This window comes from Aurantimonas marina (genome assembly GCF_017183135.1).
Classification (GTDB): Bacteria; Pseudomonadota; Alphaproteobacteria; order Rhizobiales; family Rhizobiaceae; genus Aurantimonas; species Aurantimonas marina.
In genome coordinates this window covers 62,846-88,411 of the sequence record NZ_JADDXW010000015.1, presented here as the reverse complement: position 1 = coordinate 88,411, position 25,566 = coordinate 62,846, and the positions used below count along the sequence as shown (strand labels likewise).

Here is a 25,566-nt window from a genome sequence, read left to right as displayed (position 1 = left end):
CTCATATTCCGGAGTTTTGTGGCGGACGGGCGAGTGAGCTGCGCGACGGTATGTCGACGAGGGCTTGTCCTTCTGATTTCGCCAGGGGCGCGTCGCGCCAGCACCCCAAAGACGAGATCGGGTCGAGCGCGTTATAGCCGGTGTCCCGTCTGGCTGACCGCCGAGCCAGAGCGCTGCGCTGTCGCGCCTCCTGGCAGCGGCGAGGCTCGAGGTTCCGTGTAACGAACGCCTGTGTGTCTACGTCTTTGGTTGCGATGAAAAATTCCAGTAATCGCATCGATCCATCCGAACCACGGCTCGGAACAGACATCTTGGCTGCAAAGCCCGCGCAAGAAACCCCGATCGCTTCAAGCCTGAGCGACATCGCGAGTGGTCACGAATTTGATTCTGATCGAGCCGGGCATCAAATCGCGGAACCCTTGCCGTGCTATTGGCGACAGAACGCGTCTGCCGGCGGGCCGGACGGTGATCGCTCGACGGCAAATCGGGACATCGGCGGGCGACACGACAGTGGCGGCGGCAGCGGAGGCGCCGGGAACCCGGACGGGTTCGACGAGGCCGATTTGGAGGCCGACCTGCGACAGTTCGTCGAAACGCTTATCGATCTGTTGGATCCCCTTTACGCCGAGGTCGTCCGTCGCGCGGAACTCCTGGATCAGCCGCCAGCCAAGATCGCCCATGAGATGGGCGTCAGCGAACGGACGGTCGCTTCCCGTCTCGGGGCGGGGCGCCGCGCCCTGCTCTATCTCGTCATGCTGACCTTGCAACCGCCTTCGGACGCCTGAGCCAGGAATGGATCGCGCGGCAGCGGCCGCCAGGCCTCCTTCCGAAGCCGTCCATGCCGATGCGTCCACCCGGCTTTCAATGATCGAGCGCGCACGGGCCGGCTTGCGGCAATCGTTCACGGACCAATCGTCGTGCATCGGAACAACAACAAAATGAAATGGTGAACGAGTGACCGTCAGGACGATCGCGCAGATCATTTTCGTCATGCTGCTTTGGGCGGCTTGCTATCCTCTGATTACCATCGGCATCGAGTTCGCTCCGCACCTGACGTTCGCCGCGCTACGCGCGATTTTAGCGGGGCTGGCGCTGACCGGTCTGGCGATCGCGTTACGACGGCCGCTCCCCAGAGGACGGCGGGTCTGGGCAATGATCGCCGTCATCGGCGTCGGAGCCACCAGCCTTGGGTTCCTGGGCATGTTTCATGCCGCGGAGTTCGTCTCTCCCGGAATCGCCACGGTGATCGCCAACACCCAGCCGCTCTTGGCGGCCGTCCTGGCGGGTCTCGTTCTCAACGAGCGGCTGACGCCGCTCGGCAAGTTGGGGTTGATCCTCGGCTTTGTCGGGATCCTCGTTATCGCCTCCCCCCAATTTTTCGCGGGCGGACAGGCCAGTTACTTGATCGGCATCGCCTACATCATCTTGGCCGCGTTCGGCATCACGATCAGCAATGTGGTGATCAAGCGGATCGCGGGCGAAGTCGATGTTCTCATGGCGATGGGACTTCAAATGCTGATCGGCAGCCTTCCACTGGTTATCGCGGCCTGGAGCTTGGAGGACCCGACATCGATCCAATGGTCGTTTACATTCGTCGAAGCCCTGATTGTTCTCAGCCTGTTCGGATCCGCCCTGGTGTACTGGCTGTGGTTCTCGATCCTGCAGAAGGCCCCGCTCAACCGGGCGAACGCGTTCAGTTTCTTGATTCCCATCTTTGGTCTCACCATGGGCGCGCTGTTTTTCGATGAGCCTCTGGGCTGGCCGCAGTTCGTTGGAATCGCTCTCGCCATCCTCGGAGTCGGCCTGGTCACGCGTCACGGGACGCGATCCGAGACGTCCAGCAGACAGAATGCGCCGATTGGTCTCCAAGTTTCAGGCGGCGGCAGGCGCGAACCGCAGCAGACGTGATCAACCGTCGACGGGCTTCGGCGGCGTCCGCATCGGAGACCGCCACGGATATCGCCACCCTTTGACAGTCCTCGGGCTGCTTTTTTTCCGATGCGGCAGGCAGTTTTGATCCAGATCAAAGCGCCGGCATGCAATCTTCGCATGATCAATCTGAAATTGGTGCTCGGAATGCCTGCCCGGTCGCAGGAGAAATCCGGATCGCTTCTTGAGCGCTGATCCGAAGAGACTGAAGCGGAAAACGGCCATGTCCTCCCGACGCAGCAAATCAGGAAAGGCTTTGGAAGATGTTCGCAGCGGATCGCCGAAGTCTCGCACCCAATGTGAAGCCGGTTCAGCCCAATGATGCTTATGTGCCGGTAATGCCGGTCGTTACCGCTGCGCTGGCTGATCATCGTGGCGAGTTTCTGCGCTATCTCCTGCGCCGCCTCGGGGACAGGGATACGGCGGAGGACGTGCTTCAGAACTTCTGCTTGCGGGTAGTTTCCAGCAGCGTCGCCCTCAGAAAGAGGGAAAGCGTCATAGCTTGGCTTTATACGGTGCTGCGGTCGGTCCTCACGGATCACTACCGACGGGAGGCCGCGCGGCGGCGGCGGGAAGACAGCTATGTGCGGGAGCAGACCACGCTGGGCGAAAATCCTGACGAAATCGATCTCGAAGATATCCCTTGCGAATGTTTTCGCGAACTCCTTCCCGCACTGCGGCCGGACTATACGGAGATTCTGCGACGGGTCGATTTGGCCGACGAGCCCCGCGGAAAGGCCGCGGCGAATCTCGGCATTACACCTGGAAACGCCAGAGTCCGGCTGCATCGAGCACGCCAAGCTTTGCGCGAAGCAATGCGTGAGTGCTGCGGCAGTTGTTGCGAACATGGTTTCAACAGTTGCACATGCGGCGACCGTCACCACTCGACTGGCGCGACAGCGATGAGCCAAGTCGCCTTTTCCTGACCGATTGGATCGCCTGCTTCGGCCGTAATACCGCGGGCGCTTTGAACTGACGGTTCACCCGGTCGAGCGGACAGGGCGTGGCCTTGTCGCTGATCGTCGTCTTCACCGGCTTGCCGCGAATCACGCCCTTCAGACCTATCTGGCGCATCAGCCGAGCGACCGTGCAGCGGGCAACGTCAATGCCCTCGCGCTTCAACTGACGTCAGACCTTGCGAACCCCATAGACGCCGAAGTTCGCCTCGAAGACGCGGCGGATGTGTCGCCGGCACCCGCTACAACAAGACAGACCGGCCGAAGACGTCCGACCCCAACGTCACCCGCAAGGATTTCCGCGACGGGTCGTTCGACGAGCACGATCCGGGCAGCGGCACGCGGACGATCGAGATCTCGGGGACACTGATCCTGAAGGTCGGGGCCTCGACCATCACTATCACCGGCGGCGAGATCACGATCGCCACGCCCAAGCTGACGGGCGTGAAGACATAGGGACCCGTCAGCGACGTGGCGAAGCAAGGAGCTTAAGGATGGGACAGAGATGATGAGCTTCGGGATCGCGGTGAAGGCGCTCGACGTCGCCGGAGGCGCGCAGCTCGCCGGCCCGGCCGCGCCCTGGACGGTCGCGGGCCAGACCATCGTCACCCTCGGCGATCCCATCGAGCCGCATCCGCCAGCCCCGCCGCACACCGTCACGCCCCGGATGGTGGAAGGGTCGGGCTGGTTTACGGTCGATGGCGTGCCTGTTTGCCGCCAGGGGCATCTGGCCAGTTGCGGCCACGCGACGACGGGCCGGGACTGGTGGACGCTGCCGGAGTGAATGCGAACGATCAGCCCCGACATCAGCTTGCCTCAAGCCTCGCGCCGCGCCACAGCCGCGCCACACAATCTTCCGCAGACTAGACCGCAGACTAATTCGAAGCGCTAGTCTGCGGCATCTATCTAAGTCCTTGAAAAAATGGTGCGCCCGAAAGGATTCGAACCTCTGACCCCCAGATTCGTAGTCTGGTGCTCTATCCAGCTGAGCTACGGGCGCATACGAGGACGCCCGGAAGGGCGGCTCGCTCGTGTGGGGCTAGGTAGACGCTCGGGCTTTGGAATGCAAGCCTGCACCGGCCGCAAATTTGCAGCGGGAGGTCCCATCCTCAGACAACCGGCACGTCGGCTGCGGCCGCGCCGAGCGGAGAACGCCCCGGTAGCCGGATTTCGAAGCGGGCTCCCGGCGTCGTGCCGTCGGTGAGGGTGATGCGACCACCATGAGCTTCCACGATCTCCGCCGCGATCGCGAGCCCGAGGCCGGTCCCGCCGGAACGCACGGACCCCGTGAACGCCTTGAACAGGTTTTCCCGGGCCCGCTCGGGCAGTCCCGGCCCGGTGTCCTCCACGACGACCAGCGTCCCGCCATCGGCCTCCTGCCGCGCAGCGATGGTGATCCGTCGCACCAGCGAAGGCTGGCTCGCTTCGCTGCCCTCCAGCGCCTGAACGGCGTTGCGGCAAAGATTGACGAGAACCCGGTGGAATTGGTCAGGGTCCACCTCCACCTCCAGCGCGTCTCCCACCGCATTGACGAAATCGATGCCGGATTCGGGAGCCACCGCGATCCCCTCGAAGACGTCGGCAACCAACCGTTTCAGCCGCACCCTGCGCTTGACCGGCGCGTTTTCGACAGCGCGTCCGTAGGCCAAGACCGACTGGGTGTAGTTCAGGGCCCGGTCGAGGCTGCGCAGCAACATGGGCGCGACCCGCTGGACGCGCGGATCATTGAGGGTGGCCAGGCGGTCCGAAATCATCTGCGCCGAAGCCAGGATATTGCGCAAATCGTGATTGATCTTGGAAACGGCGAGGCCGAGATCGGCCAGATGCCGCTGTTGGCGCAGCGTGTCGGCGAGGCGGATCTGCATACCGGCGAGCTCCGCCTCGGCGACGCCGATCTCGTCGTCCCGTTCGGTCGGAAGGATGATCCGAGCGGGATCGGAGGGTTTCTCCCCGAACCGGATCATCGAGCGGGTCATCGCCTGGATCGGCCGGATGAGATAGGCGCTGATCGCCCCATAGACGAGGAGCGCGGCGAAAGAGGCGATCGCCAACGACAGAAGCAGGATATTGCGCGAATAGATCAGCATGTCGCGGCGCAGCGGGTACTCTGACATCACCACCTCGCCGACCAGCGATCCGTCGCCCACCGGGCCGAACACCCGCATTGTCCGGTCGCCGCCGGACAGAAGTGTATTAAGCGCGCCGGTTACCATCCGGAATGGATTCTGGTCACGGAGATCGATCTGCAGGTCGACGACGTCGAGGGTCTCCTCGCGGGCAAGCAGCCGCGAGACGTCGCCCTCGACGATCGCCACGAGTTTGGCATCAAGGGCCTTGAGCAGGCTCGCCTCCTGGTCGGGGCCGAGCACCACGTCGCCTTGCGGATTGTTCTGACTCGAGGCGAGGCCGGCGACCGCTGCGGTCTCGATCTTCGCCGAAAGCCACTCCTTGCGGAAATTGGCGATCGACGGAACGAAGATCAGCACTTCGGCGAGCATCACCGCCAGCATGGTGATGAGCAGAAGCCGCGTCGAAATGCGCCGCCGGACGACCGGCACGCGCGAAACCTCCGTCGATCGCTGATCGGCAGGTCGCTTCGGCTCTTCCGGCAATGCGATGCTAGTTCCTCTCGTTGCGGCCGCGCGGCGACGCGTGCGGGCCATGTCCCCGTCTCGCACAAACCGATCAGCCGAATCGGCTCAGCAAGCCGACGGCGCGGCGCACCAACGGACGCCGGGTATAGGGATGATAGTAGGAGGTAGCGACCCGTTTGCCAATTTCGGCGAAGGTCGGATAGGGCGAGACAAAATCGCGCAGGTCGGAAAGCTTGAGGCCCTGGCCGATCGCCAGGGAGAACAGATTGGTGAGTTCGCCGGCCGCCGCGCCGACGACGCCCGCCCCCAGCAGCCTGCCGCCGCGGCCGGCGACCAGCTTGACCAGGCCTTCGGTCTGTCGCTCGGTCTGGGCACGGTCGTTTTCCTCATACGGCCAGCGCAGTACATCGACCGTGAGCCCGCGCGCCGCGGCCTCAGCCTCGGTCAGGCCAACTTGACCCAGCTCCGGGTCAGTGAAGGTCACGTGCGGGAGCTTGCCGTGATCGGTCTTGATCGGCAGACGAAACAGGATCGCCCGGATGACGAGCCCAGCGTGGTAGTTGGCGACATGGGTAAATTGCGGACCGCCGGCAATGTCGCCGACGGCATAGACCCGTCGGTTCGAGCTGCGCAGATCGGCCCCGACCTTGATGCCGCGACGATCATGGTCGATACCCGCCGCGTCGAGGCCAAGGCCCTCGACATTCACCGCCCGGCCGACCGCGACCAGGAGATGGCTCCCCGCGATCGTCGCTTTCTCGCCGTTCTTGCGCGCGACGGCCAGCCGCACCGCCCCCTCATTTCCGTCGACACCCACCACCTTGGTGTGTTCCTCGACGACGACGCCCTCCGTGCGGAGGCGGTGAAGGACGACGGCGGCGAGTTCCGGATCGTCGTTTCCCAGCGCCGTCTCGCCTTCCACCACGGTGACCCTGGCGCCGAGCCGGCGATGGGCCTGCGCCATTTCCATGCCGATCGGGCCGCCGCCGATCACCAGGAGATGGTCCGGCCGCTCGGTGAGGGAAAAGATCGTCTCGTTGGTGAGATGCGGCGTCTCGGCCAGCCCGTCGATGGGCGGAACCAGCGGCGAGGAACCAGCCGCGACGACGAAGCGTCGGGCGCGAATCAGCTGGCCGCCGGCATTGACGGTATTCGGATCGATGAATTGCGCATCGGCCTTGATCACCCGGACGCCGAGACCCTCGAAGCGCTCGACCGAATCATTGGGTGCGATCGCCCCGATCACCCCGTCGACATGCGCCTTCACGGCGGCAAAATCGACCGTCGGATCGCCGGCCGATACGCCGAACAGCGGCGCGGCGCGGATCGCGGCGGCGTGCTTGCCGGCGGCGAGCAGCGCCTTCGAGGGGACGCAGCCATAGTTGAGGCAATCACCGCCCATCAGGCCGCGCTCGACGAGGACCACCGGCACGCCGAATGCGGCGGCCGCCGCGGCCGTGGTCAGGCCGCCCGACCCACCTCCGATGACGCAGATGTCGGGTGTCAGGATCTCGGTCATGTCAGCCTCCGCGCGGCTTCGCTTCGGCGGCGGTCGGGCGCCGTCCACGAAAATAGGTCTTCTTCAGGACCAGACCGAGGATCGCGAAGGCGGCGAGCCCGAGCAAGGCGATGGTCATCTCCGTCGTCAAGAGATCCGCGAGCTCGACATCCCCCTCGCCGACATTGACGAACGCCTGATTGATGCCGCTGCCGAGGAAGGCATAGACCATGGAGCCTGGAATGATGCCGATCAACGTCGCCATGACGTAGGTTCTGAGCGGCACGTCGAAAAAGGCTGGCGCGACGTTGACAGCGACGAAGGGCATGACCGGCGTCAGCCGCAGGACGAGGAGATAGGCGAAGGCGTCGTCACGAAAGCCGTCGGCGAAGCGCGCGATGGCGCCACCGGCGCGCTTGCGCAGCAGATCCCCGAAGGCGTAACGCGCGGCGAGGAAAATGAGGGTGGCGCCGATCGTGGCGCCGATGATGGTGAGGATTCCACCGAGAAACCAGCCAAACAGGAAGCCGCTTGCGACGGTGAAGATCGCCGCTGCGGGAAAGGCGAAAGCGACAAGAACGGCGTAGCCGACCACATATCCGACCGAGGCGACAGCCGTATTTTCCGAGACGAAGCGGCCGAGCAGCTCCCGGCTGGCGAGGAAGGACTCGAGCGACAGGTAGCCGTGCAGATCGAGGCTATAGGCAAGCAGCAGTCCGGCCGCGATGATCGCGAGAGGAAGGTAGCGCTTGATCGTAGACATCCACCCTGCGCCGCCGTCCGTTTCCATTCCGTCTCCTCATTCGCGCCGTCTGCCAAACGCACACGGCTGACACGTCGCCGGCCACCAATTTGCCGGTGACGCCATGTCATTTGGCGCCAACATTGCGCGCCACAGCCCATTCGCAAAGGGAAAAGACTCGATCACGTGACATCTCACGCCGTGTTGAAGACCGATAATGCCGATGACACCCCATCCGGTCCGGTTCACACGTGATAAATCGCCCGCGCCCATCCGCATGGACGGCCCCCGACAGGCGTATGGTGACACGGAGAATTTTCGGTTGGGCGGACCCGCCACGTTGCTGGGAAACGGGTAGCGAAATGGCGCCGATCCCGGCTATAGTGGCATCGGGTTCCAGGGCCGGAGGCAAGGCGTTTGAGTGAAACGGCACAATTGTTGAAGACGCCGCTGTTCGACCTCCACCTGTCGCTCGGCGCGCGGATGGTGTCGTTCGCGGGCTATGAGATGCCGGTGCAATATCCGACCGGCGTGATGAAGGAGCACCTGCATACGCGTGCCGCCGCCGGCTTGTTCGACGTCTCGCACATGGGGCAGGTAACGATCACGCCACGGTCTGGCGACATGCGCGATGCCGCGCTCGCACTCGAAACGCTGGTGCCGGTGGACATCGCCGGCCTCAAGGAGGATCGGCAGCGCTACGCGCTGTTCACCAACCCGGCCGGCGGCATTCTCGACGATCTGATGGTCGCCCATCGCGGCGACCATTTGTTCCTGGTCGTCAACGCGGCCTGCAAGGCCGAGGACATCGCCCACCTGACCGCCAACCTGTCGGACCGCTGCGAGGTCGCGCCGCTGACCGACCGCGCCCTCATTGCGCTGCAAGGGCCAAAGGCCGAGGCCGCGCTGAGCGCACTATCCACCGATGTCACCGCAATGCGCTTCATGGATATCAGGGCCGTTCAGCTCTGCGGGGCTGAATGCATCGTCTCGCGTTCGGGCTACACCGGCGAGGACGGATTTGAAATCTCCATCCCGGCGGACAGCGCGGAAGCGGTCGCGACGGCGCTGCTCGCCCATGAGAAGGTGGAACCGATCGGGCTCGGCGCCCGCGATTCCCTGCGGCTGGAGGCCGGTCTTTGCCTCTATGGCAACGATATCGACACGACCACGACGCCGGTCGAAGCCGCGCTCGAATGGGCGATCCAGAAGATCCGCCGCACCGGCGGCGAACGGGCCGGCGGCTTTCCCGGGGCGGACACCATCCTGCAACAACTCACCGATGGCGCGTCGCGTCGCCGCGTTGGTCTGTGCCCCGAGACGCGAACGCCCGTGCGCGGCGGCGCAGCGCTGTTTGCCGACGAACAGGCCGGCTCGCCGGTCGGCGCGGTGACCTCCGGCGGATTCGGCCCCAGCGTCGAGGGGCCGATCGCGATGGGCTATGTCCCCTCGCGACTCGCCGAGAGCGGAACGCGCCTCTTCGCCGATGTCCGGGGTAAACGTGTTCCGCTTATGGTCACCCCGCTTCCGTTCGTCGCCGCCAACTTCAAACGTTAAAGGACAGCCTGGATGCTGAAATTCACCGAAGACCATGAGTGGCTGCGGCTTGATGGCGATATCGCCACGGTCGGGATCACCACCCACGCCTCGATCCAGCTCGGCGACCTCGTCTTCGTCGAATTGCCGGATGTCGGGGCGAGCTTTGCCAAGGGCGACGACGTTGCCGTGGTGGAATCGGTCAAGGCGGCGTCGGAAATCTACGCTCCTCTCGACGGCGAGATCACCGAGGTGAACCCGGCGATCGCCGACGATCCGTCCGTCGTCAACAACGACCCGATGGACGCCGGCTGGTTCTTCAAGATGAAGCTCAAGGATGCATCGGCGGCCGATGCCCTGATGGATGAGGACGCCTACAAAAACCTCATTGCTTAGCCGATGGCCGTCATACGTATCGTTTCGAACATTGCCGTCGAATCCCCGGAGGCGGCGCGAAACTTCTATGTCGAGCTTCTCGGCCTAGAGGTTGTGATGGACCACGGCTGGATCGCCACATTGGCCGGCGAAACGCGTGCCGCGCCTCAACTGAGCGTTGCGTACGAAGGCGGATCGGGCACACCGGTGCCCGATCTTTCCATCGAAGTCGATGACCTCGACGTCGTTCTGAACGCGGCCCGCCGGATGGAATTGCCGATAGTCTATGGCCCCGTGACCGAGTCCTGGGGCGTGCGCCGCTTCTATGTCCGAGACCCGTTCGGCAAGCTGCTGAACATCCTGTCCCACGCTGAATGACCGCAGGGAGGCCTTCTTGCCCTTCACGCCGACCGATTACGACCCCTACGATTTCGCCAACCGGCGACATATCGGCCCCTCCCCGGCCGAGATGGAGGCGATGCTGGCGTTGCTCGGCGCCGAAAGCCTCGATGCGTTCATCGACGAAACGGTCCCCGCGTCGATCCGGCAGGAAAAGCCGCTCGAATGGGGGGCGGCGATGACCGAGCGCCAGGCGCTGGACGCGCTGCGCGAGACCGCCAATCGCAATCAGAACCTCGTGTCGCTGCTGGGCCAAGGCTATCACGGCACGATCACACCGCCGGTCATCCAGCGCAACATCCTGGAGAACCCCGCCTGGTACACGGCCTATACGCCCTATCAGCCGGAGATCAGCCAGGGCCGGCTGGAAGCGCTGCTGAACTTCCAGACGATGGTCTCGGACCTCACCGGCCTCGATGTCGCCAATGCCTCACTGCTCGACGAGGCGACCGCGGCGGCCGAAGCGATGGCGATGGCGCAACGGCTGTCGAAGTCGAAACGCACCGTTTTCTTCGTCGACGAGAACTGCCACGCCCAGACGATCGCTGTGATCCGCACCCGCGCCGAGCCACTCGGCTGGCAGGTCGAAATCGGCGATCCCTTCCAGGATCTGAAGCCGGATACAGTGTTCGGCGCTATCTTCCAATATCCCGGCACCTACGGCCATGTGCGCGACTTCACCGACGTGATCGCGGCGCTGCATGGCGAAAACGCCATCGCTGTGATGGCCGCCGATCCGTTGTCGTTGGCGCTCTTGAAGACGCCCGGCGAGATGAACGCCGACATCGCCGTCGGCTCGACCCAGCGCTTCGGCGTGCCGATGGGCTATGGCGGCCCGCACGCCGCCTATATGGCGGTGAAGGACGCGCACAAGCGCTCAATGCCCGGCCGTCTCGTCGGCGTTTCGGTGGATACGCGCGGCAACCGCGCCTACCGTCTGGCGCTGCAGACCCGCGAACAGCACATCCGCCGCGAAAAGGCGACGTCGAACATCTGCACCGCGCAGGTGCTGCTGGCCGTCATGGCGGCGATGTACGCCGTATTTCACGGTCCGGAAGGGCTGAAGGCGATCGCCCAGCGGGTTCACCAGCGCGCCGTGCTGCTGGCAAAAGGGCTGGAGAAGCTCGGCTACACTGTCGAGCCAGAGGCGTTCTTCGACACCATGACGGTCGAGGTCGGGCGGCTGCAGGGCGCGATCCTGAAATCGGCCGTCGCCGAGGGTGTCAATCTGCGCAAGGTCGGTACAGACCGGATCGGCCTCAGCATCGATGAGCGGACGCGCCCGACCGTGATCGAAGCCGTCTGGCGGGCCTTCGGCGGCGAATTCACGGTCGACGATTTCGACCGCGATAACCGCCTGCCGGAACCGCTGCTGCGCAAGACCGATTACCTGACCCATCCGGTCTTCCACATGAACCGCGCCGAAAGCGAGATGACCCGCTACATCCGCCGCCTGTCGGATCGCGATCTCGCCCTCGACCGCTCGATGATCCCGCTCGGCTCCTGCACCATGAAGCTAAACGCCACGGCCGAAATGCTGCCGATCACCTGGCCGGAATATGCCGAGCTGCATCCCTTCGTGCCCCCGGATCAGGCGCTCGGCTACAAGGCACTGATCGACGACCTGTCCGACAAACTGTGCCAGATCACCGGCTACGACGCCGTTTCGATGCAGCCGAACTCCGGCGCGCAGGGCGAATATGCGGGTCTCCTCACCATCCGCGCTTACCATCATACCAATGGCGATGATCACCGCGATATCTGTCTGATCCCGACCTCGGCACACGGCACCAATCCGGCTTCGGCGCAGATGGCGGGAATGAAGGTCGTGGTTGTGAAGTCGGACGAGAACGGCGACATCGATGTCGACGATTTCCGCGCCAAGGCCGAGATGCACAGCGACAATCTCGCCGCCTGCATGATCACTTATCCATCGACTCACGGCGTCTTCGAGGCCAGCGTCACCGAACTCTGCGCCATCGTCCACGAGCATGGTGGCCAGGTTTATCTCGACGGCGCCAACATGAATGCCCTCGTCGGTCTGGCCCGGCCGGGCGACTTCGGCGCCGATGTGAGCCATCTGAACCTCCACAAGACCTTCTGCATCCCGCATGGCGGCGGCGGTCCGGGCATGGGGCCGATCGGGGTCAAGGCGCATCTGGCGCCGTATCTGCCGGGCCATCCAACGACGGGCGGAAGCGAGGGGCCGGTCTCCGCCGCGCCCTTCGGCTCGCCCTCGATCCTGCCGATCTCCTGGAGCTACTGCCTGATGATGGGCGGCGCGGGTCTTACCCAGGCGACCAAGGTCGCGATCCTCAACGCCAACTACGTCGCCAAGCGTCTCGAGGATGCCTACCCGGTGCTCTACAAGGCCAGGAACGGCCGGGTGGCGCATGAATGCATCGTCGACACCCGCATCCTGCAGGAGTCCGCCGGCGTCAGCGTCGACGATGTCGCCAAGCGGCTGATCGACTGCGGCTTTCACGCCCCGACCATGAGCTGGCCGGTGGCGGGAACCTTGATGATCGAGCCGACGGAATCGGAGACCAAGGCCGAGCTCGACCGTTTCTGCGACGCCATGCTGGCGATCCGGGAAGAAGCCCGCGCCATCGAGGATGGCCGGATCGACAAGCAGAACAATCCGCTGAAGAACGCCCCGCACACCGTCGAGGATCTCGTCGGCGAATGGGACCGGCCCTATACGCGGGAGCAGGCCTGCTTTCCGCCGGGCGCGTTCCGGGTCGACAAATACTGGGCGCCGGTCAACCGCGTCGACAACGTCTATGGCGACCGCCACCTCGTCTGCTCCTGTCCGCCCGTCGAGGACTATCAGGAAGCGGCGGAATAACCCGAAGCCCTCACCATTATACGCCCGCTTCGAATGTGGCGGGCCGCGATCACACCACGTCCTTGACCCGGTCCCAGGTGTTCATCAGGTGCCGGGCGAGGATCGCCCCCAGCCGGTCGCCATCGCGGACCCGGAGCGCCTCGGCCATTTCCTCGTGCTCGGCCACGGCGTTCGCCCAAGCCTCGGGTCCCTGATTGCCGAGGAAGCGGATACGCTTCAGCCGCGACTGGATATTCGCCTGCACGTCGATCAGCATGTTGTTGCGTGACAGACGCGCGATGCTGGCGTGGATCTCCTGATTCGCCTTGTAGTAGGTCAGCCGGTCGCGCCTGGCGTAATAGCCCATCATCGCGTCGTGGATCGCGAGGAGATCGGCAAGGTCCTTGTCGCTGGCGCGCTTGCATGCCAGCCGGCCGGCGAGCTTTTCCAGTTCCGCCAAGACCTCCAGCATCGAGAACACATCCTCGGGCGTCAGCCGCCGGACGATGCTTCCTCGCGCCGGCCGGATATCGATCAGGCCCTCGCCCGCCAGAGTCCGCAGCGCCTCTCGAAGCGGCGTCCGCGAGACGCCGAGCGAATCGACCAACGCCGCCTCGTTGATCCGCGCGCCCGGCCTGAGATGTCCCTCGATGATCATGTCGCGGATGCGTCCGGCCACCTGCTCGTGCAGGGTCTGCCGCTGGATCAGGGGAGCGTCCGGATAGGCGATGTCATCTTCGACCGGCAGTTCTGTCACGGCGGCGCTCCAGCGATTGCAACGGACCCCTCATAACAAAAAAACCGCTTGCCCAGGCAAAAAGAAATATCGTATGCAATATTCAGTATCCATGTTGGGGCGGGGAAAACGCATGCAGGAGAAGTTGGTGGTCGCCTTCGCGATCGGAGACCCTGCCGGATTGAGCCCGGAACTGGCGGCGCGCCTGCTTGCCGAGGATGTGGGTGCGCCCGCGGTGAAGCTGGTGATCGGCGACCGCCGCGTGCTCGACATGGGTGCGAACCACGCCGGCGTGAGCCTCGACCTGCCAACCGTTTCTCTCGACGCATTGGGATCGGACAGGCCGGCGCGCTCGTGCTTCGTCGATCTCGGAAACTGCGATCCCGCCGCCATCGAACTCGGCACCGCCAGCGCCGATGGCGGGCGATCGGCACTGGCGAATTTCCGCTGCGCGCTGTTGGCGGCCCATGCCGGCCATGCCGACGCGGTGTTCTTCACGCCCTTCAACAAGCACGCCATGCGGCTGGCCGAATCCGATTACGTCGATGAGATCGGCTTCGTGAACCGCACCATTCACGCGACGCGTAACGGCAGCGAGTTCAACGTTCTCGACGAAGTCTGGAACGCCCGCTGCACCTCGCATATCCCGCTGTCCGAGGTTGCCGGCGCGCTGAGCGAAGAGCGCATCTTCGAGAGCCTGCGCCTGACCGTCGAGACCATGCAAGGAGCCGGGTTCGCGCGGCCGCGGATCGGCGTTGCGGCGCTCAATCCCCATGCCGGCGACGGCGGCAATTTCGGCACCGAGGACGACGCGATCATCCTGCCGGCCGTCGAGCGGGCAGTGTCCCACCAGATGGCGGTGACGGGACCGATCCCCTCCGACACCGTGTTCGTGCGGGCCCTGAAGGGCGAGTTCGACGCCGTGCTAACGATGTATCACGATCAGGGACAGATCGCGATGAAGCTGGTCGGCTTCGATCGCGGTGTCACGCTGATCGCCGGCTACCCGTTTCCGATCGTCACGCCGGCGCACGGAACCGCCTACGACATCGCCGGCCAGGGCATCGCCAATGCCGGCGCCGGCCGCAAGGCGATCGAGCTCGGGCTGATGCTCGCGGCCCGCAAGAATGAGGCGGAGGAGAATCCACCGCCGCCGCATCAGACCCTGGCCGCGCTTTTTCGCCAGGCTCTCGAACCATCGGCCGCCGCCTGAGACGCACGGCCCAATTCCACGCGCAAGAACGGCCGGAAAAGGCCGCGCCCCGGACGACCAGACCAAACGACAGTTTTTCAACGCAGATGGGAGGAAAGATTATGATGCACACCACGTTGAAGGCGCTTCTCGCCGGCGCCGCATTGCTGGCTACCAGCGCCGCCGCGCAGGCCCAGGAAGAGATCATCTTCGGCATCAGCGCGGCCAATGGTTCGCTGCAGGAGCGGACCGCCAGCGAATTCGCCAAGCGCGCCAACGAAAAGCTCGGCGACAAGGCCGTGGTCAAGGTGTTCGACTCCTCGCAGCTCGGCAAGGACAAGGACATGCTGCAGAAGATCAAGCTCGGCACCATGCACCTGACGCTGCCGTCCTCGACGATGCCGGAAATCGCCCCGGAATACGCGCTCTTCGACCTGCCTTTCATGGTCAAGGATCGTGACCACCTGGCGCGGATCGACGAAACCCTGTTCAAGGATGTGCTCGTCCCGGCCGCCGAGGCGCAGGGCTACCGCCCCCTGGCGATCTGGGAAAACGGCTTTCGCCAGATCACCAACAATGCCCGGCCGATCAATACGCCGGCCGACCTGGAGGGGCTGAAGATCCGCACCCCCAACTCGTCCTGGCGAGTGGCGATGTTCCAGGCCTATGGCGCCAATCCGACGCCGATGTCGTTCTCCGAGGTGTTCGTCGCCTTGCAGACCGGCGTCATTGACGGCCAGGAGAATCCGCTCACCAACATCGCCGCCGGCAAGCTCGACGAAGTACAGAAATATCTGTCGATGTCGGGCCATGTCTATTCACCGGCATACCCGACGGTCGGGATCGCGACCTTCGAGAAACTCGATCCGGAGGTCCAGACGGTGCTTACCGAGACCGCCAGGGAGGTCGCGACATGGGCGCGCGAACAGGGCGCGAGCGCCGACGGCGAACTCCTGCAGAAGCTGAAGGATGGCGGCATGGAAGTGAACGAGGCCGACCGCCAGGCCTTCGTCGACGCCTCCAAGCCGCTCTATGAAAAGTTCGCCTCCGAGGTCGAGGGCGGCCAGGAGATGATCGACAAGGCGCAGTCGCTCGCCGACGGCTCCTAAGACCGCCAGGCAATTCGGGGGCCGGCGGAGTCGGCCCCCTTTTTCGATCGCCCAGCCACCCACGCGCATCGTTGGAAAACCGCCCATGTCCCGGCTCGCCCGCTGGCTCGACATCGCCCTTCAAGCCGCGACTCTGTTCCTGCTCATCGTCCTCACCGGGGTCGTTCTCTTGGGCGTGACGTTTCGCTATTCCGGCAATTCGCTGATCTGGTACGACGAGGTCGCCTCGGTGCTGCTCGCCTGGATCACCTTTTCCGGCGCCGCGCTCGCCACCATGCGCAACGCCCATCTCGGCTTCAGCGGTCTTTTGTTCGCGCTGCCGCGGCCGAGCCGCACGATCCTGTTCACCCTCGTTGAGCTGATCTTCCTGGTCGTCTTCGCGATCATCGGTTGGGCAGGCTGGGCGATCCTCGATATCTTCGGCAATGAGACGCTGATCTCCGTGCGCTTCATTCCCCGCAGTCTCGTGCAGAGCATCCTGCCGGTCAGCGCCGGGCTGATCGTCCTGGCGCGTATCCTGACCCTCCCCGAACGTTACCGGGACGTTCAGGAAGGCCTCGATCCGGAGCAGCGCGAAATCGAGACCGAGATCGCCCGCGCCGAAACCGAACTCAACGCCATGCGCGCGGGAGAGCCGAAATGACCGAGGCGCTGATACTCCTGTTGATGTTCGTACTGATCGCCATCGGCCTGCCGATCGCGGTCGCGATTCTCGCCAGCGCCCTCGTGGGCGTGTTCATGCTGAACGGCTATCTCGGCTTTCTCAACGCCGCGCTATCAATCTTCGATGGCGCCACCAGCTTTCCGCTGATCGCCATCCCCCTGTTCATCCTCGCCGGTGCGCTGATGAACACCGGCGGCATCTCGCAGCGGCTGATCACCTTCGTTTCGGCGCTGATCGGCTTCCTGCGCGGCGGTCTGGCGATGGTCAATGTCGGCGTTTCGCTGTTCTTCGCCGAAATCTCCGGCTCGGCCGTCGCCGATGTCGCGGCGATCGGCTCGGTGCTGATCCCGGCGATGAAGAAGAAGGGCTATTCGCCGCGCTTCGCCGCCGCTATCACCTCCTCCTCCGCATCGCTGGCCATCATCATCCCGCCGTCGATCCCAATGATCCTCTATGGTGCCTTGTCGGATACCTCGATCGTCCGGCTGTTCGTCGCCGGTATCGTGCCGGGGCTGCTCGGCGGCTTTTCGATGATGGCCCTCTCCTATTATTTCGCCGTTCGCTATGACCTGCCGCGCGAGGAGCGCTTCAGTCTTCCCCGCCTCTGGGCGGCGACGAAGGACGCGGGCTGGGCGCTGATCCTGCCGGTGATCATCCTCGGCGGCATTTTCGGCGGCTTCGTCACCGCGACCGAAGGCGCCGGCCTCGCCGTCGTCGCGGCGCTGCTGATCGGCGGTTTCGTTTATCGCGAGATCAATCTGAAAAAGCTCTATCTGGCGCTGATCGACGGGGTGATCCAGACCGCCGTCGTCATGCTGCTGGTCGCCACGTCGGCGGTGCTCGGCCTCTATCTGACCGAGACCGAGATGCCGCAGCGCCTCGCCGCCAGCATCACCACCCTGACGACGGACAAGTTCCTAGTCCTGATGATCATCAACGTCTTTCTCCTGTTCGTCGGCATGGTCCTGCACGGCGCGGCGGCGATCATCCTGACGGTGCCGATCTTCATGCCGCTGGTCCACGAGATCGGCATCGACCCGATCCAGTTCGGCATCCTGTTGACGCTGAATATCGCGCTCGGACAGCAGACGCCGCCGGTGGCCAGCGTGCTGGTCACGGCGTGCTCGATCGCCCGCACCGACATCTGGAAGACGACGAAGACGAACCTGCCGTTCATCGGCGTGCTGGTCCTGATCCTCATCCTCGTCACCTATGTGCCGGCGGTGTCGCTGTCGCTGGTGGATGTCTTCTACGAGTAATGAATCCGTCGCCTGAATTCGTAGAAGGGCCGCTCCGATCCGGCCGTCGCACTTCCTTTGCTGAAAGGCTTGGCACCAGCAGCAAAGACGCGGTAGTTAGCCTCGCTGCGGTATACATTACCGAAGCTGGCGACAGAGGAGAGGGACGATGCTGCTCGGCTGCATAGGGGATGACTTCACCGGCTCGTCCGACCTCGCCAACACCCTCGCCAAGGGCGGCATGCGGGTGACGCAATACAGCGGGGTGCCGGGCCGACCCGCCGAGCCGGACGTCGAGGCCGGGATCGTCGCGCTGAAATCGCGCACGATCCCCCCGGCCGAAGCAGTGGCGCTGTCGCTCCAAGCGCTCGACTGGCTGGTCGGCCAGGGTTGCCGGCAGTTCCTGTTCAAATACTGTTCGACCTTCGATTCGACACCGGCGGGCAATATCGGCCCGGTGATCGATGCCCTGATGCAGCGCCTCGGCGCCGATCGAACCATCGTCTGCCCTGCCTTCCCGGCAACCGGGCGCAGCATCTATCAGGGACACCTGTTCGTCGGCGACCGGCTGCTCAGCGAAAGCGGCATGGAACACCATCCGCTGACGCCGATGACCGACGCCGATCTTCGCCGCTGGCTGGCGCCGCAGACGAAACAGGGCGTCGGGCACGTCGCCGCGACCACGGTGTTCCAGGGTGGCCCGGCGATCCTCGACGCGATCGACGGCGAAGCGAAAGCCGGGCGTCCGGTGGTGGTGGTCGACGCGATTCGCGACGAGGATCTCCTTGCGATCGGGCACGCCGCGCGCGATCTGCGGCTTCTGACCGGCGGCTCGGGCATCGCCCTCGGCCTGCCCGACAATTTCCGCGCCGAGAATCTGCTGGCGTCTGAGCCGTCCGCCTGGACCGGCTCTGACGGCCCGGCGGCGATCCTGTCCGGCTCGTGCTCGACGATGACGCGGACGCAGGTCGCGCGCTATGCGGAGACCGCCCCTGCCCTCGAAATCGTACCGGATAAGGTGATGGTGGGCGAGCAATCGCCTGACGGCGCCGTCGGTTGGGCGCTCGAACAGACCGACGGTGTTCCGCTCATCTACTCCTCGGCCGACCCGGAATCGGTCAAGGCGGCGCAGCAGCGTTTCGGCCGGGACCAGCTCGCCGCTCGCCTCGAGGAATTCTTCGCCGAAACTGCCCGCCGATTGTGCGCCGCCGGCGTTACCCGGTTGGTCGTGGCGGGCGGCGAGACGTCGGGCGCGGTCGTCGAGGGGCTCGGCCTCTCTGCCCTTTCTATCGGGCCGGAAATCGCGCCGGGCGTTCCGGCCGTCAAGGCGTCGGACCGGCCGCTCTGGCTGACCCTGAAGTCGGGCAATTTCGGCGACGCGGATTTCTTCCAGACCGCGCTGGGCGTCCTGAAAGGCGAGCATCATGACGGCTGAGGCACAGCTTCGCGAGACGGTCTGCGAACTGGCGCGCTCGATCTACGATCGCGGCCTGACCCACGGCGCCTCGGGCAATATCTCGGTCCGGATGCCCGATGGCGGCCTGCTGGTGACACCGACCGGCTCCTCCTTCGGCCGGCTCGATCCGGCCCGGCTCAGCCGGTTCGACGCGGCCGGGACGCTTGTCGAGGGCGACAAGCCGACCAAGGAGATGCCGCTGCACCGGGCGTTCTACGAGACCCGCTCCACCGCCGGCGCGGTGGTGCATCTCCATTCGACCCATTCCGTCGCCCTGTCGATGCTGCCGGACATCGACCCGGACAACATGTTGCCCCCCCTCACCGCCTATTCGATCATAAGGGTCGGCAAGGTGCAGCTATTGCCGTATTTTTTGCCCGGCGACGCGGCCATCGGCAACGCCATCCGCGGCCTCGCGGGGCGCCGCTCGGCGGTCATGCTGGCCAACCACGGTCCGGTCGTCGCCGGCAAGGATCTGGAATCCGCCGTTTATGCCGTCGAGGAACTGGAAGAGACGGCCCGGCTCGCGCTTCTCACGCGCGGGCTGCAACCGCGTGTGCTGACGCCTGAACAGATCGCCGGCGTCGTCACCGCCTTCGACGTGGAGTGGTCCTGATGATCCGCCTGTCCGCCAATCTCGGCTTCCTGTGGACGGAACTGTCGCTTCCCGCAGCGATCATCCGCGCCAAATCGGCCGGCTTCGACGCCGTCGAATGTCATTGGCCCTATGACGAGGACGCCGGAGCCGTACGGCGGGCGCTGGAGGAGACCGGCCTGACCATGCTCGGCCTCAACACCCGCAAGGGCGGCGCGACCGATTTCGGCCTTGCCGCCGTTCCCGGCCGCGAGACGGAAGCCCGGGCGGCGATCGACGAGGCCTTCGATTACGGCGCCGAGATCGGTGTCCGGGCCGTCCATGTCATGGCCGGAAAAACCCAAGGGGTCGATGGAGCGGGCGAGACGTTCGACAAGAACCTCGCCTATGCCTGCGACCGCGCCGCCAAACACGACATGACGGTGCTGATCGAGCCGATCAACCACCGCGATGCGCCGGGCTATTTTCTCTTCGAAATCGAGCAGGCGGCCGCGATCGTCGCGCGTCTCGATCGGCCCGAGCTGAGGATCATGTTCGACTGCTATCATACCCAGATCATGCAGGGCGATCTGACCCGGCGCTTCGAGCGCCACCGCGCCCTGATCGGCCATGTGCAGATCGCCGCCGTCCCGTCCCGCGCCGAGCCAGACGAGGGCGAACTCGCTTTCGAGCGGCTGCTGCCGGCTCTTGCGGCGCTCGGCTATGAAGGCTTTGTCGGCGCGGAATACCGGCCCCGCGGCTCGACCGACGAGGGGCTCGGCTGGATGGCGGCGTACCGCGCCGGCGGATCTGGCGAGCGTTAGGCGGCAGTCCTGAATTGCCGAAAGCGGAACCTGTTGTCCGCCAAGGCGCATGAAACAGAAGATGGGAGGGCGCTTTGGCGGCAATGAAGGTAGGTTTCATCGGCCTCGGCTCGATGGGGATGGGAGCGGCCTTGTCCGCCCTGCGGGCCGGCCTGACGGTCTACGGCGTCGATTTGTCCCCAACCGCCTTGCAGCGGCTCGAACAGGCGGGAGCCGCCGGCGTCGGCCAGGACGCCTCGGCCTTTGCCGGCGATCTCGACGCGGTCGTGCTTCTGGTGGTCAACGCCGCCCAATGCCGCGACGCCCTGTTCGGCGCCAACGGCATCGCGCCGCTGCTCAAACCCGGAACGCCGGTCATGGTATCCGCCACGATCTCCCCCGACGATGCCCGCCGCTTCGATGAGGATCTGCGCGCGGCCGGCCTGAAAATGCTGGATGCACCGGTCTCCGGCGGGGCGGCGAAGGCCGAGACCGGCGAGATGACGATCATGGCCGCCGGGCCGCAGGACGTCTTCGACACGCTGGAGCCGTTGCTCGATGCGATCGCGGCCAAGGTCTACAATATCGGCGAGACGATCGGGCTCGGCGCGACGGTGAAGATCGTCCACCAGCTTCTCGCCGGGGTCCATATCGCGGCCGGCGCCGAGGCGATGGCCCTTGCCTCCCGCGCCGGCATCGCGCTCGATCTGATGTACGACGTCGTCACCAACGCCGCCGGCAATTCCTGGATGTTCGAGAACCGCATGAAGGGGGTGGTCGAGGGCGACTACACGCCGATGTCGGCGGTCGACATCTTCGTCAAGGACATGGGTCTGGTGACCGAGACCGGCCGCTCTCTCAAATTCCCGCTGCCGCTCGCCTCGACGGCCTACGCGATGTATCTCAACGCCAGCAATGCCGGCTACGGCAAGGAAGCCGACAGCGCCGTCATCAAGACCTTCGCCGGCATCGACCTGCCGAAGAAGTAAGGCGCCTAGATAGAACGAAAGCCTATCCTGCCCGCTCTCCCGGTCCGCCTCTCGTCATGACGGTCGCATGATCTCGGGCCTCGATCGCGACGGTCTCCAGATAGTATCGGTATTCGCAATCAGGCATGACTTGAACGAGGGCCGCGAACGCCTCCAGGCTCAAGAACCCCCGCTGCAGCGCCGCTTCCTCAGGACAACCGAACTTGATTCCCTGGCGCCGTTCCACCGTCTCGATGAAGGCGGCCGCCTCCTGCAGCGCGGCGCTCGTCCCAGCGTCGAGCCATGCGAAGCCGCGGCTAAGGCGATGCACCTGCAGACGTTTCGCGTCCATATAGGCGCGGTTGACGTCGGTGATCTCGAGTTCGCCACGGGCCGACGGCTTCAGCCCGCGAGCGATCCCGACGACATCGCCATCGAAGATGTAGAGGCCCGGCACGGCATAATGGGAGCGCGGCTCACGCGGCTTTTCCTCCAGCGACAGGACCCGTCCGTCCGCATCGAACTCCACCACGCCATAATCCCGCGGATTGGTGACACGATAGGCGAAGATCAGGGCGCCGTCCCGGAACTCCGCCAGCGCCCGCGGAATGGCGTCGCCGCCGACGAAGATATTGTCGCCGAGCGCCAGCGTCACCGCCTCGCCGGCGATGAAGTCATCGGCGATGAGGAACGCCTGGGCAATTCCGGCCGGACGTTCCTGCACCCGGTATTCGATCGAAATGCCCCACTGCCGGCCGCCGCCGAGCAGCGCCTGGAAGCGCGGCCGGTCCTCCGGCGTTGTGATCACGCAGAACTGCCGTATCCCGGCCGCCATCAGCACCGTCAGCGGGTAATAGATCATCGGCTTGTCGTAAACGGCCTGAAGCTGCTTGCTGGCGACGAGCGTCAGCGGATAGAGGCGCGAGCCCCTGCCGCCGGCGAGAATGATGGCTTTCACTGACTCATATCCTTCCAGCCCGCCCGCCCGATCCGGCCGAAACGGGGATTTCCGTGCCGAGCCATCACCCGGGCCGGCGTGCGACGATCAGCCGCGAGCCTCCGGCCGGCGCATCGACTCCGGCCCGCAGCAAGGCGCGCTCCAGCGTTAGAAACGCTTCCAGCCCCCGGTTGACGGCTGGCGGCAGCCGTAGTTCGGCGGTTGGATCATACGCCTCTACCGATTGCCGCTTGAGGCGCGACAACGCCATCAGCGGCAACAGCAGCGATACGAAGGACGTACTTCGCACCACCGAAAAGCCCGCCGCCTCCACCTTCTTGCGAAGCTCTCTTGCCGAATAACGCCGCTCGTGCCTGGCATAATCGTCGGCGGCGCTCCACAGCCAACGATGCTGGGGTACCGTCACCATCAATCCGCCGCCCGGCTTCACTGCGCTATAAAGGTTCGAAAGAACGCCCTCATCGTCGTCGATGTGCTCGATGACATCGAAAGCTCCGACCACGTCGAAGGCCTCACGATAGGGCATCGCGCGCGCGTCCATCTGTACGAACTCGGCCTGCGGCACCCGCTCGGCGGCATGCTGGAGGCCGTCAACGAAAATCTCGCTGCCCGTCAGCCTGGCTGCGGGAAAGGCTTCGGCGATCCCCCTGAGCACATATCCCGTGCCGCAGCCGACCTCGAGAAACGAGGTCATGGCGGGAAAATACGTCTTCAAGGCCCAGACGAGCAGCCGATTGCGGGAACGGAACCAGAAATTCCGATCCTCCAGCTCGGCGAGCAACGCAAAATATTCTGCCTCGAACCCGCCGCCGGCCCGGGCCATGGCGGGCGCCCAAGCGCGAAAACCGTCGATCACCTCCGGCGTAAATCCGCATTGCGGGCAGGCGCCCCCATCCATCTGCCCAAGGGCTCCACAACGCGGGCAGGCAATCATGTATGTGTCTCGTCTTTGGGTGCCCGGAACACAAAGAGATTGAAGCACAGGAACAGCACCAGCGCGACGATCAGGATCGCCGCGGCCTGCACGATTTGGTGCGGATAGCCCAGGCGATCGACGAGGATGTACAGAAGCATGAAGTTGGTGCCATACCCGATCCCATGGACCGCCCCGTAACGCCAGAGCGCGGGCCAGACGCGACCATGATCCCGGAACGTCCAGACCCGATTGCCGAGAAAGCCAATGCCCGCACCCAGAAGATACAGGAGAGACATGGCAAGCTTCGGTTCCCACCCAAACGCCGTGATGATTAGATAGATCGCGTATCCGATTCCATTCGCGGCAAGGCCGACGAGGCCATAGCGCAGCAATTTCGAAGCGATATCGGCAGTCCGCGTTCGCCAGATTTCGCCAGTCGACGACAACCGGTTTAGGGCAGTTTCAGGCATCGGAGGTCCGATCCGCATCCCAGGTCCATTCTATCCGTCCAGCCCATTCTATCCGTCCAGCACAGCCAGCCCGAAACCCGAGCGGCCATAGCCGTTGCCATTGTAGAGCATGTATCGTTTGCCATCGTGGTCGAACACGAACGGATAACAGGTCATCTCCGAATCCCAACCGCTTTCGGACACGTCTATGACGGCACCCTCAAGATCCAGCGTCCATTCGCAGCCGTCCCCGCTGGCCGCGTGGCCGATCCGGTAGCTTCGCCCGGGCGCCCCGCGATAGGAGAACCACATGTCCCACTCGCCGGAATCGCGCCGAAGAACAGTCGGGCGAGAGAACGCCTGTGCCTCGCCCAGGCTGTACGGAACCGCCTGCCCCTCGCGGGCCCAGACCAGGCCGTCCGAGGACCTCGCGCGGTTGAAGACATGCAGCATCTCACCGTTGCCTGCGTCCCAGGCAACCGTCGAACCATACCACATGATGAAGCCCTCGCGTGTCGAGACGACCCACGGATAGGACAGGCTGATCGGATCCTGCGGGCTCGCGCCCAGCAGCGGAACATCGTCGGCCAGCAACAGTGTACCATTCTCCAGCCGGAGGCGCCCGATATCCCCCCGCCAATGACCTCCGGGCGGATTCTGCCAGCCCATAAAGAGCACGTAACTCTGGCCGTTCGCTTCGTACACGCAGCCGACGCTGACCCCGGCGGCGTAGAAGCTCTCGGGCGGACCATGCACGAAGAGCGGTTCGTCCGATGCGTCCACGACCCGTCGTTTGCGGATGTCGATGTCGACCATACCGACGGAGGACCGATTCTCCGCATCCCTGCCACTGTACAGGATCCGGAAAACGTCGCCGTCAAGGTGGATCGCCACAGGATTGGCGGCATGGCTTGCCAGCTTCGGATGACGCGATGTCGGCGCGTATAGACGCCCGAGTTTGGTCCAGCGCACGGCGTTTCTCAGATCTTCCGCAGCCGGCTGCTGGGGACGCGTGACCGGTCCGTTCCTGCCGCCATGTAGACGCCCCCTGGTTCGGCATCCGCCAGAATCAGCGCCCCTGCCCCGATGACGCAGTTGGCCCCTACGGCGACGTGGTCCCGAAGCGTCGCGTTCACGCCGACGAAGCAGCTTGAGCCGATCGTGACGCCGCCGGAGACCACGATATGGGACGCAAGGAAGGCGTGATCCTCGATTCGCGAGTGATGGCCGATGTGGTTGCCGCTCCACAACGTCACGTTGTTGCCGATGCTGACAAAGGGCTGGATCGTGTTGTCCTCCAGGATGAAGCAGTTGTCGCCAATCCGCCCCTCATTGAGGATGCTTGCGCGACTGCTGACATAGGAGGCCACGGTGTATCCCCGCGCCTTCGCGGCTTCGTACTTGTCCCGCCTTACGGCATTCAGCCTAGCATAGCTCAGCGCGACGAATAGCTGATACCGATCCGCAGGGAAAGCGCTCTCGATCTCTTCGAAGGCGACGAGGGGACAGCCGCAGAACCGATCGGCGCCCAGATACTCGCCATCGACCGTGAAGCCCACCACCTCATGGTCGGAATCCGTAGCGAAATAGTAGTGGGCGAGCTCGGCGATTTCGCCAGTGCCGAAGATGACGAGCTTGGTCATGAGA

At 64.6% G+C, this 25,566-nt stretch carries 25 protein-coding genes, 1 tRNA gene and 1 pseudogene; 16 read left to right on the top strand and 11 right to left on the bottom strand.

Features of this window, described 5'->3' with window-relative positions:
• Nucleotides 1-254 precede the first annotated feature (254 nt).
• From ING15_RS19990 to ING15_RS15860, 3 genes are all read left to right on the top strand, one after another.
• The gene (locus ING15_RS19990) at nucleotides 255-785 is read left to right on the top strand and encodes an RNA polymerase sigma factor (protein ID WP_408628701.1); all 531 of its coding nucleotides are present in this window, start codon (nucleotides 255-257) and stop codon (nucleotides 783-785) included.
• Nucleotides 786-990: 205 nt separating this feature from the next.
• Nucleotides 991-1,908 carry a DMT family transporter gene (locus ING15_RS15865; protein ID WP_206455810.1) on the top strand — a complete coding sequence of 306 codons (918 nt, stop codon included), beginning with the start codon at nucleotides 991-993 and terminating at the stop codon, nucleotides 1,906-1,908.
• Nucleotides 1,909-2,192: 284 nt separating this feature from the next.
• Nucleotides 2,193-2,855 (top strand): RNA polymerase sigma factor, encoded by a 663-nt coding sequence (locus ING15_RS15860; protein ID WP_206455809.1) that lies wholly within the window; start codon nucleotides 2,193-2,195, stop codon nucleotides 2,853-2,855.
• Between the two features lie 31 nt (nucleotides 2,856-2,886).
• Here ING15_RS15860 and ING15_RS15855 read toward each other — a convergent pair.
• A pseudogene (locus ING15_RS15855) lies at nucleotides 2,887-3,111 on the bottom strand (IS3 family transposase); the annotation flags it as partial.
• A gap of 279 nt (nucleotides 3,112-3,390) precedes the next feature.
• On the opposite strand from ING15_RS15855, the gene ING15_RS15850 reads away from it, so the two are divergent.
• Nucleotides 3,391-3,669 (top strand): hypothetical protein, encoded by a 279-nt coding sequence (locus ING15_RS15850; RefSeq protein WP_206455808.1) that lies wholly within the window; start codon nucleotides 3,391-3,393, stop codon nucleotides 3,667-3,669.
• Between the two features lie 139 nt (nucleotides 3,670-3,808).
• Here ING15_RS15850 and ING15_RS15845 read toward each other — a convergent pair.
• The 4 genes from ING15_RS15845 to ING15_RS15830 form a co-directional block, all read right to left on the bottom strand.
• Nucleotides 3,809-3,885, bottom strand: a tRNA-Arg gene (locus ING15_RS15845).
• A 109-nt stretch (nucleotides 3,886-3,994) separates the two neighbouring features.
• Nucleotides 3,995-5,443: a sensor histidine kinase gene (locus tag ING15_RS15840; protein ID WP_332873846.1), complete on the bottom strand. Its 1,449-nt coding sequence runs from the start codon at nucleotides 5,441-5,443 to the stop codon at nucleotides 3,995-3,997.
• A 127-nt stretch (nucleotides 5,444-5,570) separates the two neighbouring features.
• The gene (locus tag ING15_RS15835; RefSeq protein ID WP_206455806.1) at nucleotides 5,571-6,998 is read right to left on the bottom strand and encodes a dihydrolipoyl dehydrogenase family protein; all 1,428 of its coding nucleotides are present in this window, start codon (nucleotides 6,996-6,998) and stop codon (nucleotides 5,571-5,573) included.
• A gap of 1 nt (nucleotide 6,999) precedes the next feature.
• Nucleotides 7,000-7,767: a TVP38/TMEM64 family protein gene (locus tag ING15_RS15830; RefSeq protein WP_206455805.1), complete on the bottom strand. Its 768-nt coding sequence runs from the start codon at nucleotides 7,765-7,767 to the stop codon at nucleotides 7,000-7,002.
• Nucleotides 7,768-8,136: 369 nt separating this feature from the next.
• On the opposite strand from ING15_RS15830, the gene gcvT reads away from it, so the two are divergent.
• From gcvT to gcvP, 4 genes are read left to right on the top strand one after another with little or no spacing between them, the layout of a single operon-like run.
• Nucleotides 8,137-9,276: a glycine cleavage system aminomethyltransferase GcvT gene (gene gcvT / locus ING15_RS15825; protein WP_206455804.1), complete on the top strand. Its 1,140-nt coding sequence runs from the start codon at nucleotides 8,137-8,139 to the stop codon at nucleotides 9,274-9,276.
• Between the two features lie 12 nt (nucleotides 9,277-9,288).
• Entirely contained in the window at nucleotides 9,289-9,651 is a 363-nt protein-coding gene (gene gcvH, locus ING15_RS15820; RefSeq protein ID WP_206455803.1) for a glycine cleavage system protein GcvH, read from the top strand.
• Nucleotides 9,652-9,654: 3 nt separating this feature from the next.
• Nucleotides 9,655-10,008 carry a VOC family protein gene (locus ING15_RS15815; RefSeq protein WP_206455802.1) on the top strand — a complete coding sequence of 118 codons (354 nt, stop codon included), beginning with the start codon at nucleotides 9,655-9,657 and terminating at the stop codon, nucleotides 10,006-10,008.
• 16 nt (nucleotides 10,009-10,024) lie between these two features.
• The gene (gene gcvP / locus ING15_RS15810) at nucleotides 10,025-12,877 is read left to right on the top strand and encodes an aminomethyl-transferring glycine dehydrogenase (RefSeq protein ID WP_206455801.1); all 2,853 of its coding nucleotides are present in this window, start codon (nucleotides 10,025-10,027) and stop codon (nucleotides 12,875-12,877) included.
• Nucleotides 12,878-12,926: 49 nt separating this feature from the next.
• Here gcvP and ING15_RS15805 read toward each other — a convergent pair whose 3' ends face one another.
• A complete protein-coding gene (locus ING15_RS15805; RefSeq protein ID WP_332873845.1) occupies nucleotides 12,927-13,613 on the bottom strand; it encodes a GntR family transcriptional regulator in 687 nt (228 codons plus the stop codon).
• A gap of 112 nt (nucleotides 13,614-13,725) precedes the next feature.
• Here ING15_RS15805 and ING15_RS15800 point away from each other — a divergent pair, with 112 nt between their 5' ends.
• The 8 genes from ING15_RS15800 (at nucleotide 13,726) to ltnD (ending at nucleotide 21,617) form a co-directional block, all read left to right on the top strand.
• On the top strand, nucleotides 13,726-14,805 hold the full coding sequence (locus ING15_RS15800; RefSeq protein WP_206455800.1) for a 4-hydroxythreonine-4-phosphate dehydrogenase PdxA: 1,080 nt from the start codon (nucleotides 13,726-13,728) through the stop codon (nucleotides 14,803-14,805).
• 101 nt (nucleotides 14,806-14,906) lie between these two features.
• Nucleotides 14,907-15,893: a TRAP transporter substrate-binding protein gene (locus tag ING15_RS15795; RefSeq protein WP_206455799.1), complete on the top strand. Its 987-nt coding sequence runs from the start codon at nucleotides 14,907-14,909 to the stop codon at nucleotides 15,891-15,893.
• An 85-nt stretch (nucleotides 15,894-15,978) separates the two neighbouring features.
• Nucleotides 15,979-16,536: a TRAP transporter small permease gene (locus tag ING15_RS15790; RefSeq protein ID WP_206455798.1), complete on the top strand. Its 558-nt coding sequence runs from the start codon at nucleotides 15,979-15,981 to the stop codon at nucleotides 16,534-16,536.
• Nucleotides 16,533-17,816: a TRAP transporter large permease gene (locus tag ING15_RS15785; RefSeq protein WP_206455797.1), complete on the top strand. Its 1,284-nt coding sequence runs from the start codon at nucleotides 16,533-16,535 to the stop codon at nucleotides 17,814-17,816. The genes ING15_RS15790 and ING15_RS15785 overlap by 4 nt, the downstream gene beginning before the upstream one ends.
• A gap of 148 nt (nucleotides 17,817-17,964) precedes the next feature.
• Nucleotides 17,965-19,230 (top strand): 3-oxo-tetronate kinase, encoded by a 1,266-nt coding sequence (gene otnK / locus ING15_RS15780; RefSeq protein ID WP_206455796.1) that lies wholly within the window; start codon nucleotides 17,965-17,967, stop codon nucleotides 19,228-19,230.
• Nucleotides 19,220-19,867, top strand: coding sequence for a 3-oxo-tetronate 4-phosphate decarboxylase (otnC, locus tag ING15_RS15775; protein WP_206455795.1), 648 nt, complete (start codon nucleotides 19,220-19,222; stop codon nucleotides 19,865-19,867). The genes otnK and otnC overlap by 11 nt, the downstream gene beginning before the upstream one ends.
• Nucleotides 19,867-20,649, top strand: a complete 783-nt coding sequence (locus ING15_RS15770; protein ID WP_206455794.1) for a hydroxypyruvate isomerase family protein — start codon at nucleotides 19,867-19,869, stop codon at nucleotides 20,647-20,649. Before otnC ends, ING15_RS15770 begins: the two co-directional genes overlap by 1 nt.
• 83 nt (nucleotides 20,650-20,732) lie before the next feature.
• Nucleotides 20,733-21,617: an L-threonate dehydrogenase gene (ltnD, locus tag ING15_RS15765; protein ID WP_206455793.1), complete on the top strand. Its 885-nt coding sequence runs from the start codon at nucleotides 20,733-20,735 to the stop codon at nucleotides 21,615-21,617.
• A 22-nt stretch (nucleotides 21,618-21,639) separates the two neighbouring features.
• Here the strand turns inward: ltnD and rfbA are convergent, their stop codons facing one another.
• The 5 genes from rfbA to ING15_RS15740 form a co-directional block, all read right to left on the bottom strand.
• Nucleotides 21,640-22,554: a glucose-1-phosphate thymidylyltransferase RfbA gene (rfbA, locus tag ING15_RS15760; protein ID WP_206455792.1), complete on the bottom strand. Its 915-nt coding sequence runs from the start codon at nucleotides 22,552-22,554 to the stop codon at nucleotides 21,640-21,642.
• A gap of 64 nt (nucleotides 22,555-22,618) precedes the next feature.
• A complete protein-coding gene (locus ING15_RS15755) occupies nucleotides 22,619-23,452 on the bottom strand; it encodes a class I SAM-dependent methyltransferase (protein ID WP_206455791.1) in 834 nt (277 codons plus the stop codon).
• 32 nt (nucleotides 23,453-23,484) lie between these two features.
• Nucleotides 23,485-23,862, bottom strand: coding sequence for a GtrA family protein (locus ING15_RS15750; RefSeq protein WP_206455790.1), 378 nt, complete (start codon nucleotides 23,860-23,862; stop codon nucleotides 23,485-23,487).
• Nucleotides 23,863-23,988: 126 nt separating this feature from the next.
• Nucleotides 23,989-24,735: a glycoside hydrolase family protein gene (locus ING15_RS15745; RefSeq protein WP_232845810.1), complete on the bottom strand. Its 747-nt coding sequence runs from the start codon at nucleotides 24,733-24,735 to the stop codon at nucleotides 23,989-23,991.
• A gap of 164 nt (nucleotides 24,736-24,899) precedes the next feature.
• Nucleotides 24,900-25,562 carry an acetyltransferase gene (locus ING15_RS15740; protein ID WP_206455788.1) on the bottom strand — a complete coding sequence of 221 codons (663 nt, stop codon included), beginning with the start codon at nucleotides 25,560-25,562 and terminating at the stop codon, nucleotides 24,900-24,902.
• Between the last annotated feature and the right edge of the window lie 4 nt (nucleotides 25,563-25,566).

Coding starts and splice junctions, on each gene's coding strand:
- otnC (WP_206455795.1), top strand. CDS start 19,220: ATGACGGCTGAGGCACAGCTTCGCGAGACGGTCTGCGAACTGGCGCGC.
- ING15_RS15815 (WP_206455802.1), top strand. CDS start 9,655: ATGGCCGTCATACGTATCGTTTCGAACATTGCCGTCGAATCCCCGGAG.
- ING15_RS15800 (WP_206455800.1), top strand. CDS start 13,726: ATGCAGGAGAAGTTGGTGGTCGCCTTCGCGATCGGAGACCCTGCCGGA.
- otnK (WP_206455796.1), top strand. CDS start 17,965: ATGCTGCTCGGCTGCATAGGGGATGACTTCACCGGCTCGTCCGACCTC.
- ING15_RS19990 (WP_408628701.1), top strand. CDS start 255: ATGAAAAATTCCAGTAATCGCATCGATCCATCCGAACCACGGCTCGGA.
- ING15_RS15860 (WP_206455809.1), top strand. CDS start 2,193: ATGTTCGCAGCGGATCGCCGAAGTCTCGCACCCAATGTGAAGCCGGTT.
- ING15_RS15770 (WP_206455794.1), top strand. CDS start 19,867: ATGATCCGCCTGTCCGCCAATCTCGGCTTCCTGTGGACGGAACTGTCG.
- ING15_RS15745 (WP_232845810.1), bottom strand. CDS start 24,735: ATGGTCGACATCGACATCCGCAAACGACGGGTCGTGGACGCATCGGAC.
- ING15_RS15785 (WP_206455797.1), top strand. CDS start 16,533: ATGACCGAGGCGCTGATACTCCTGTTGATGTTCGTACTGATCGCCATC.
- ING15_RS15790 (WP_206455798.1), top strand. CDS start 15,979: ATGTCCCGGCTCGCCCGCTGGCTCGACATCGCCCTTCAAGCCGCGACT.
- ING15_RS15740 (WP_206455788.1), bottom strand. CDS start 25,562: ATGACCAAGCTCGTCATCTTCGGCACTGGCGAAATCGCCGAGCTCGCC.
- ING15_RS15835 (WP_206455806.1), bottom strand. CDS start 6,998: ATGACCGAGATCCTGACACCCGACATCTGCGTCATCGGAGGTGGGTCG.
- ING15_RS15755 (WP_206455791.1), bottom strand. CDS start 23,452: ATGGATGGGGGCGCCTGCCCGCAATGCGGATTTACGCCGGAGGTGATC.
- gcvH (WP_206455803.1), top strand. CDS start 9,289: ATGCTGAAATTCACCGAAGACCATGAGTGGCTGCGGCTTGATGGCGAT.
- ltnD (WP_206455793.1), top strand. CDS start 20,733: ATGAAGGTAGGTTTCATCGGCCTCGGCTCGATGGGGATGGGAGCGGCC.
- ING15_RS15795 (WP_206455799.1), top strand. CDS start 14,907: ATGATGCACACCACGTTGAAGGCGCTTCTCGCCGGCGCCGCATTGCTG.
- ING15_RS15830 (WP_206455805.1), bottom strand. CDS start 7,767: ATGGAAACGGACGGCGGCGCAGGGTGGATGTCTACGATCAAGCGCTAC.
- ING15_RS15865 (WP_206455810.1), top strand. CDS start 991: ATGCTGCTTTGGGCGGCTTGCTATCCTCTGATTACCATCGGCATCGAG.
- ING15_RS15850 (WP_206455808.1), top strand. CDS start 3,391: ATGATGAGCTTCGGGATCGCGGTGAAGGCGCTCGACGTCGCCGGAGGC.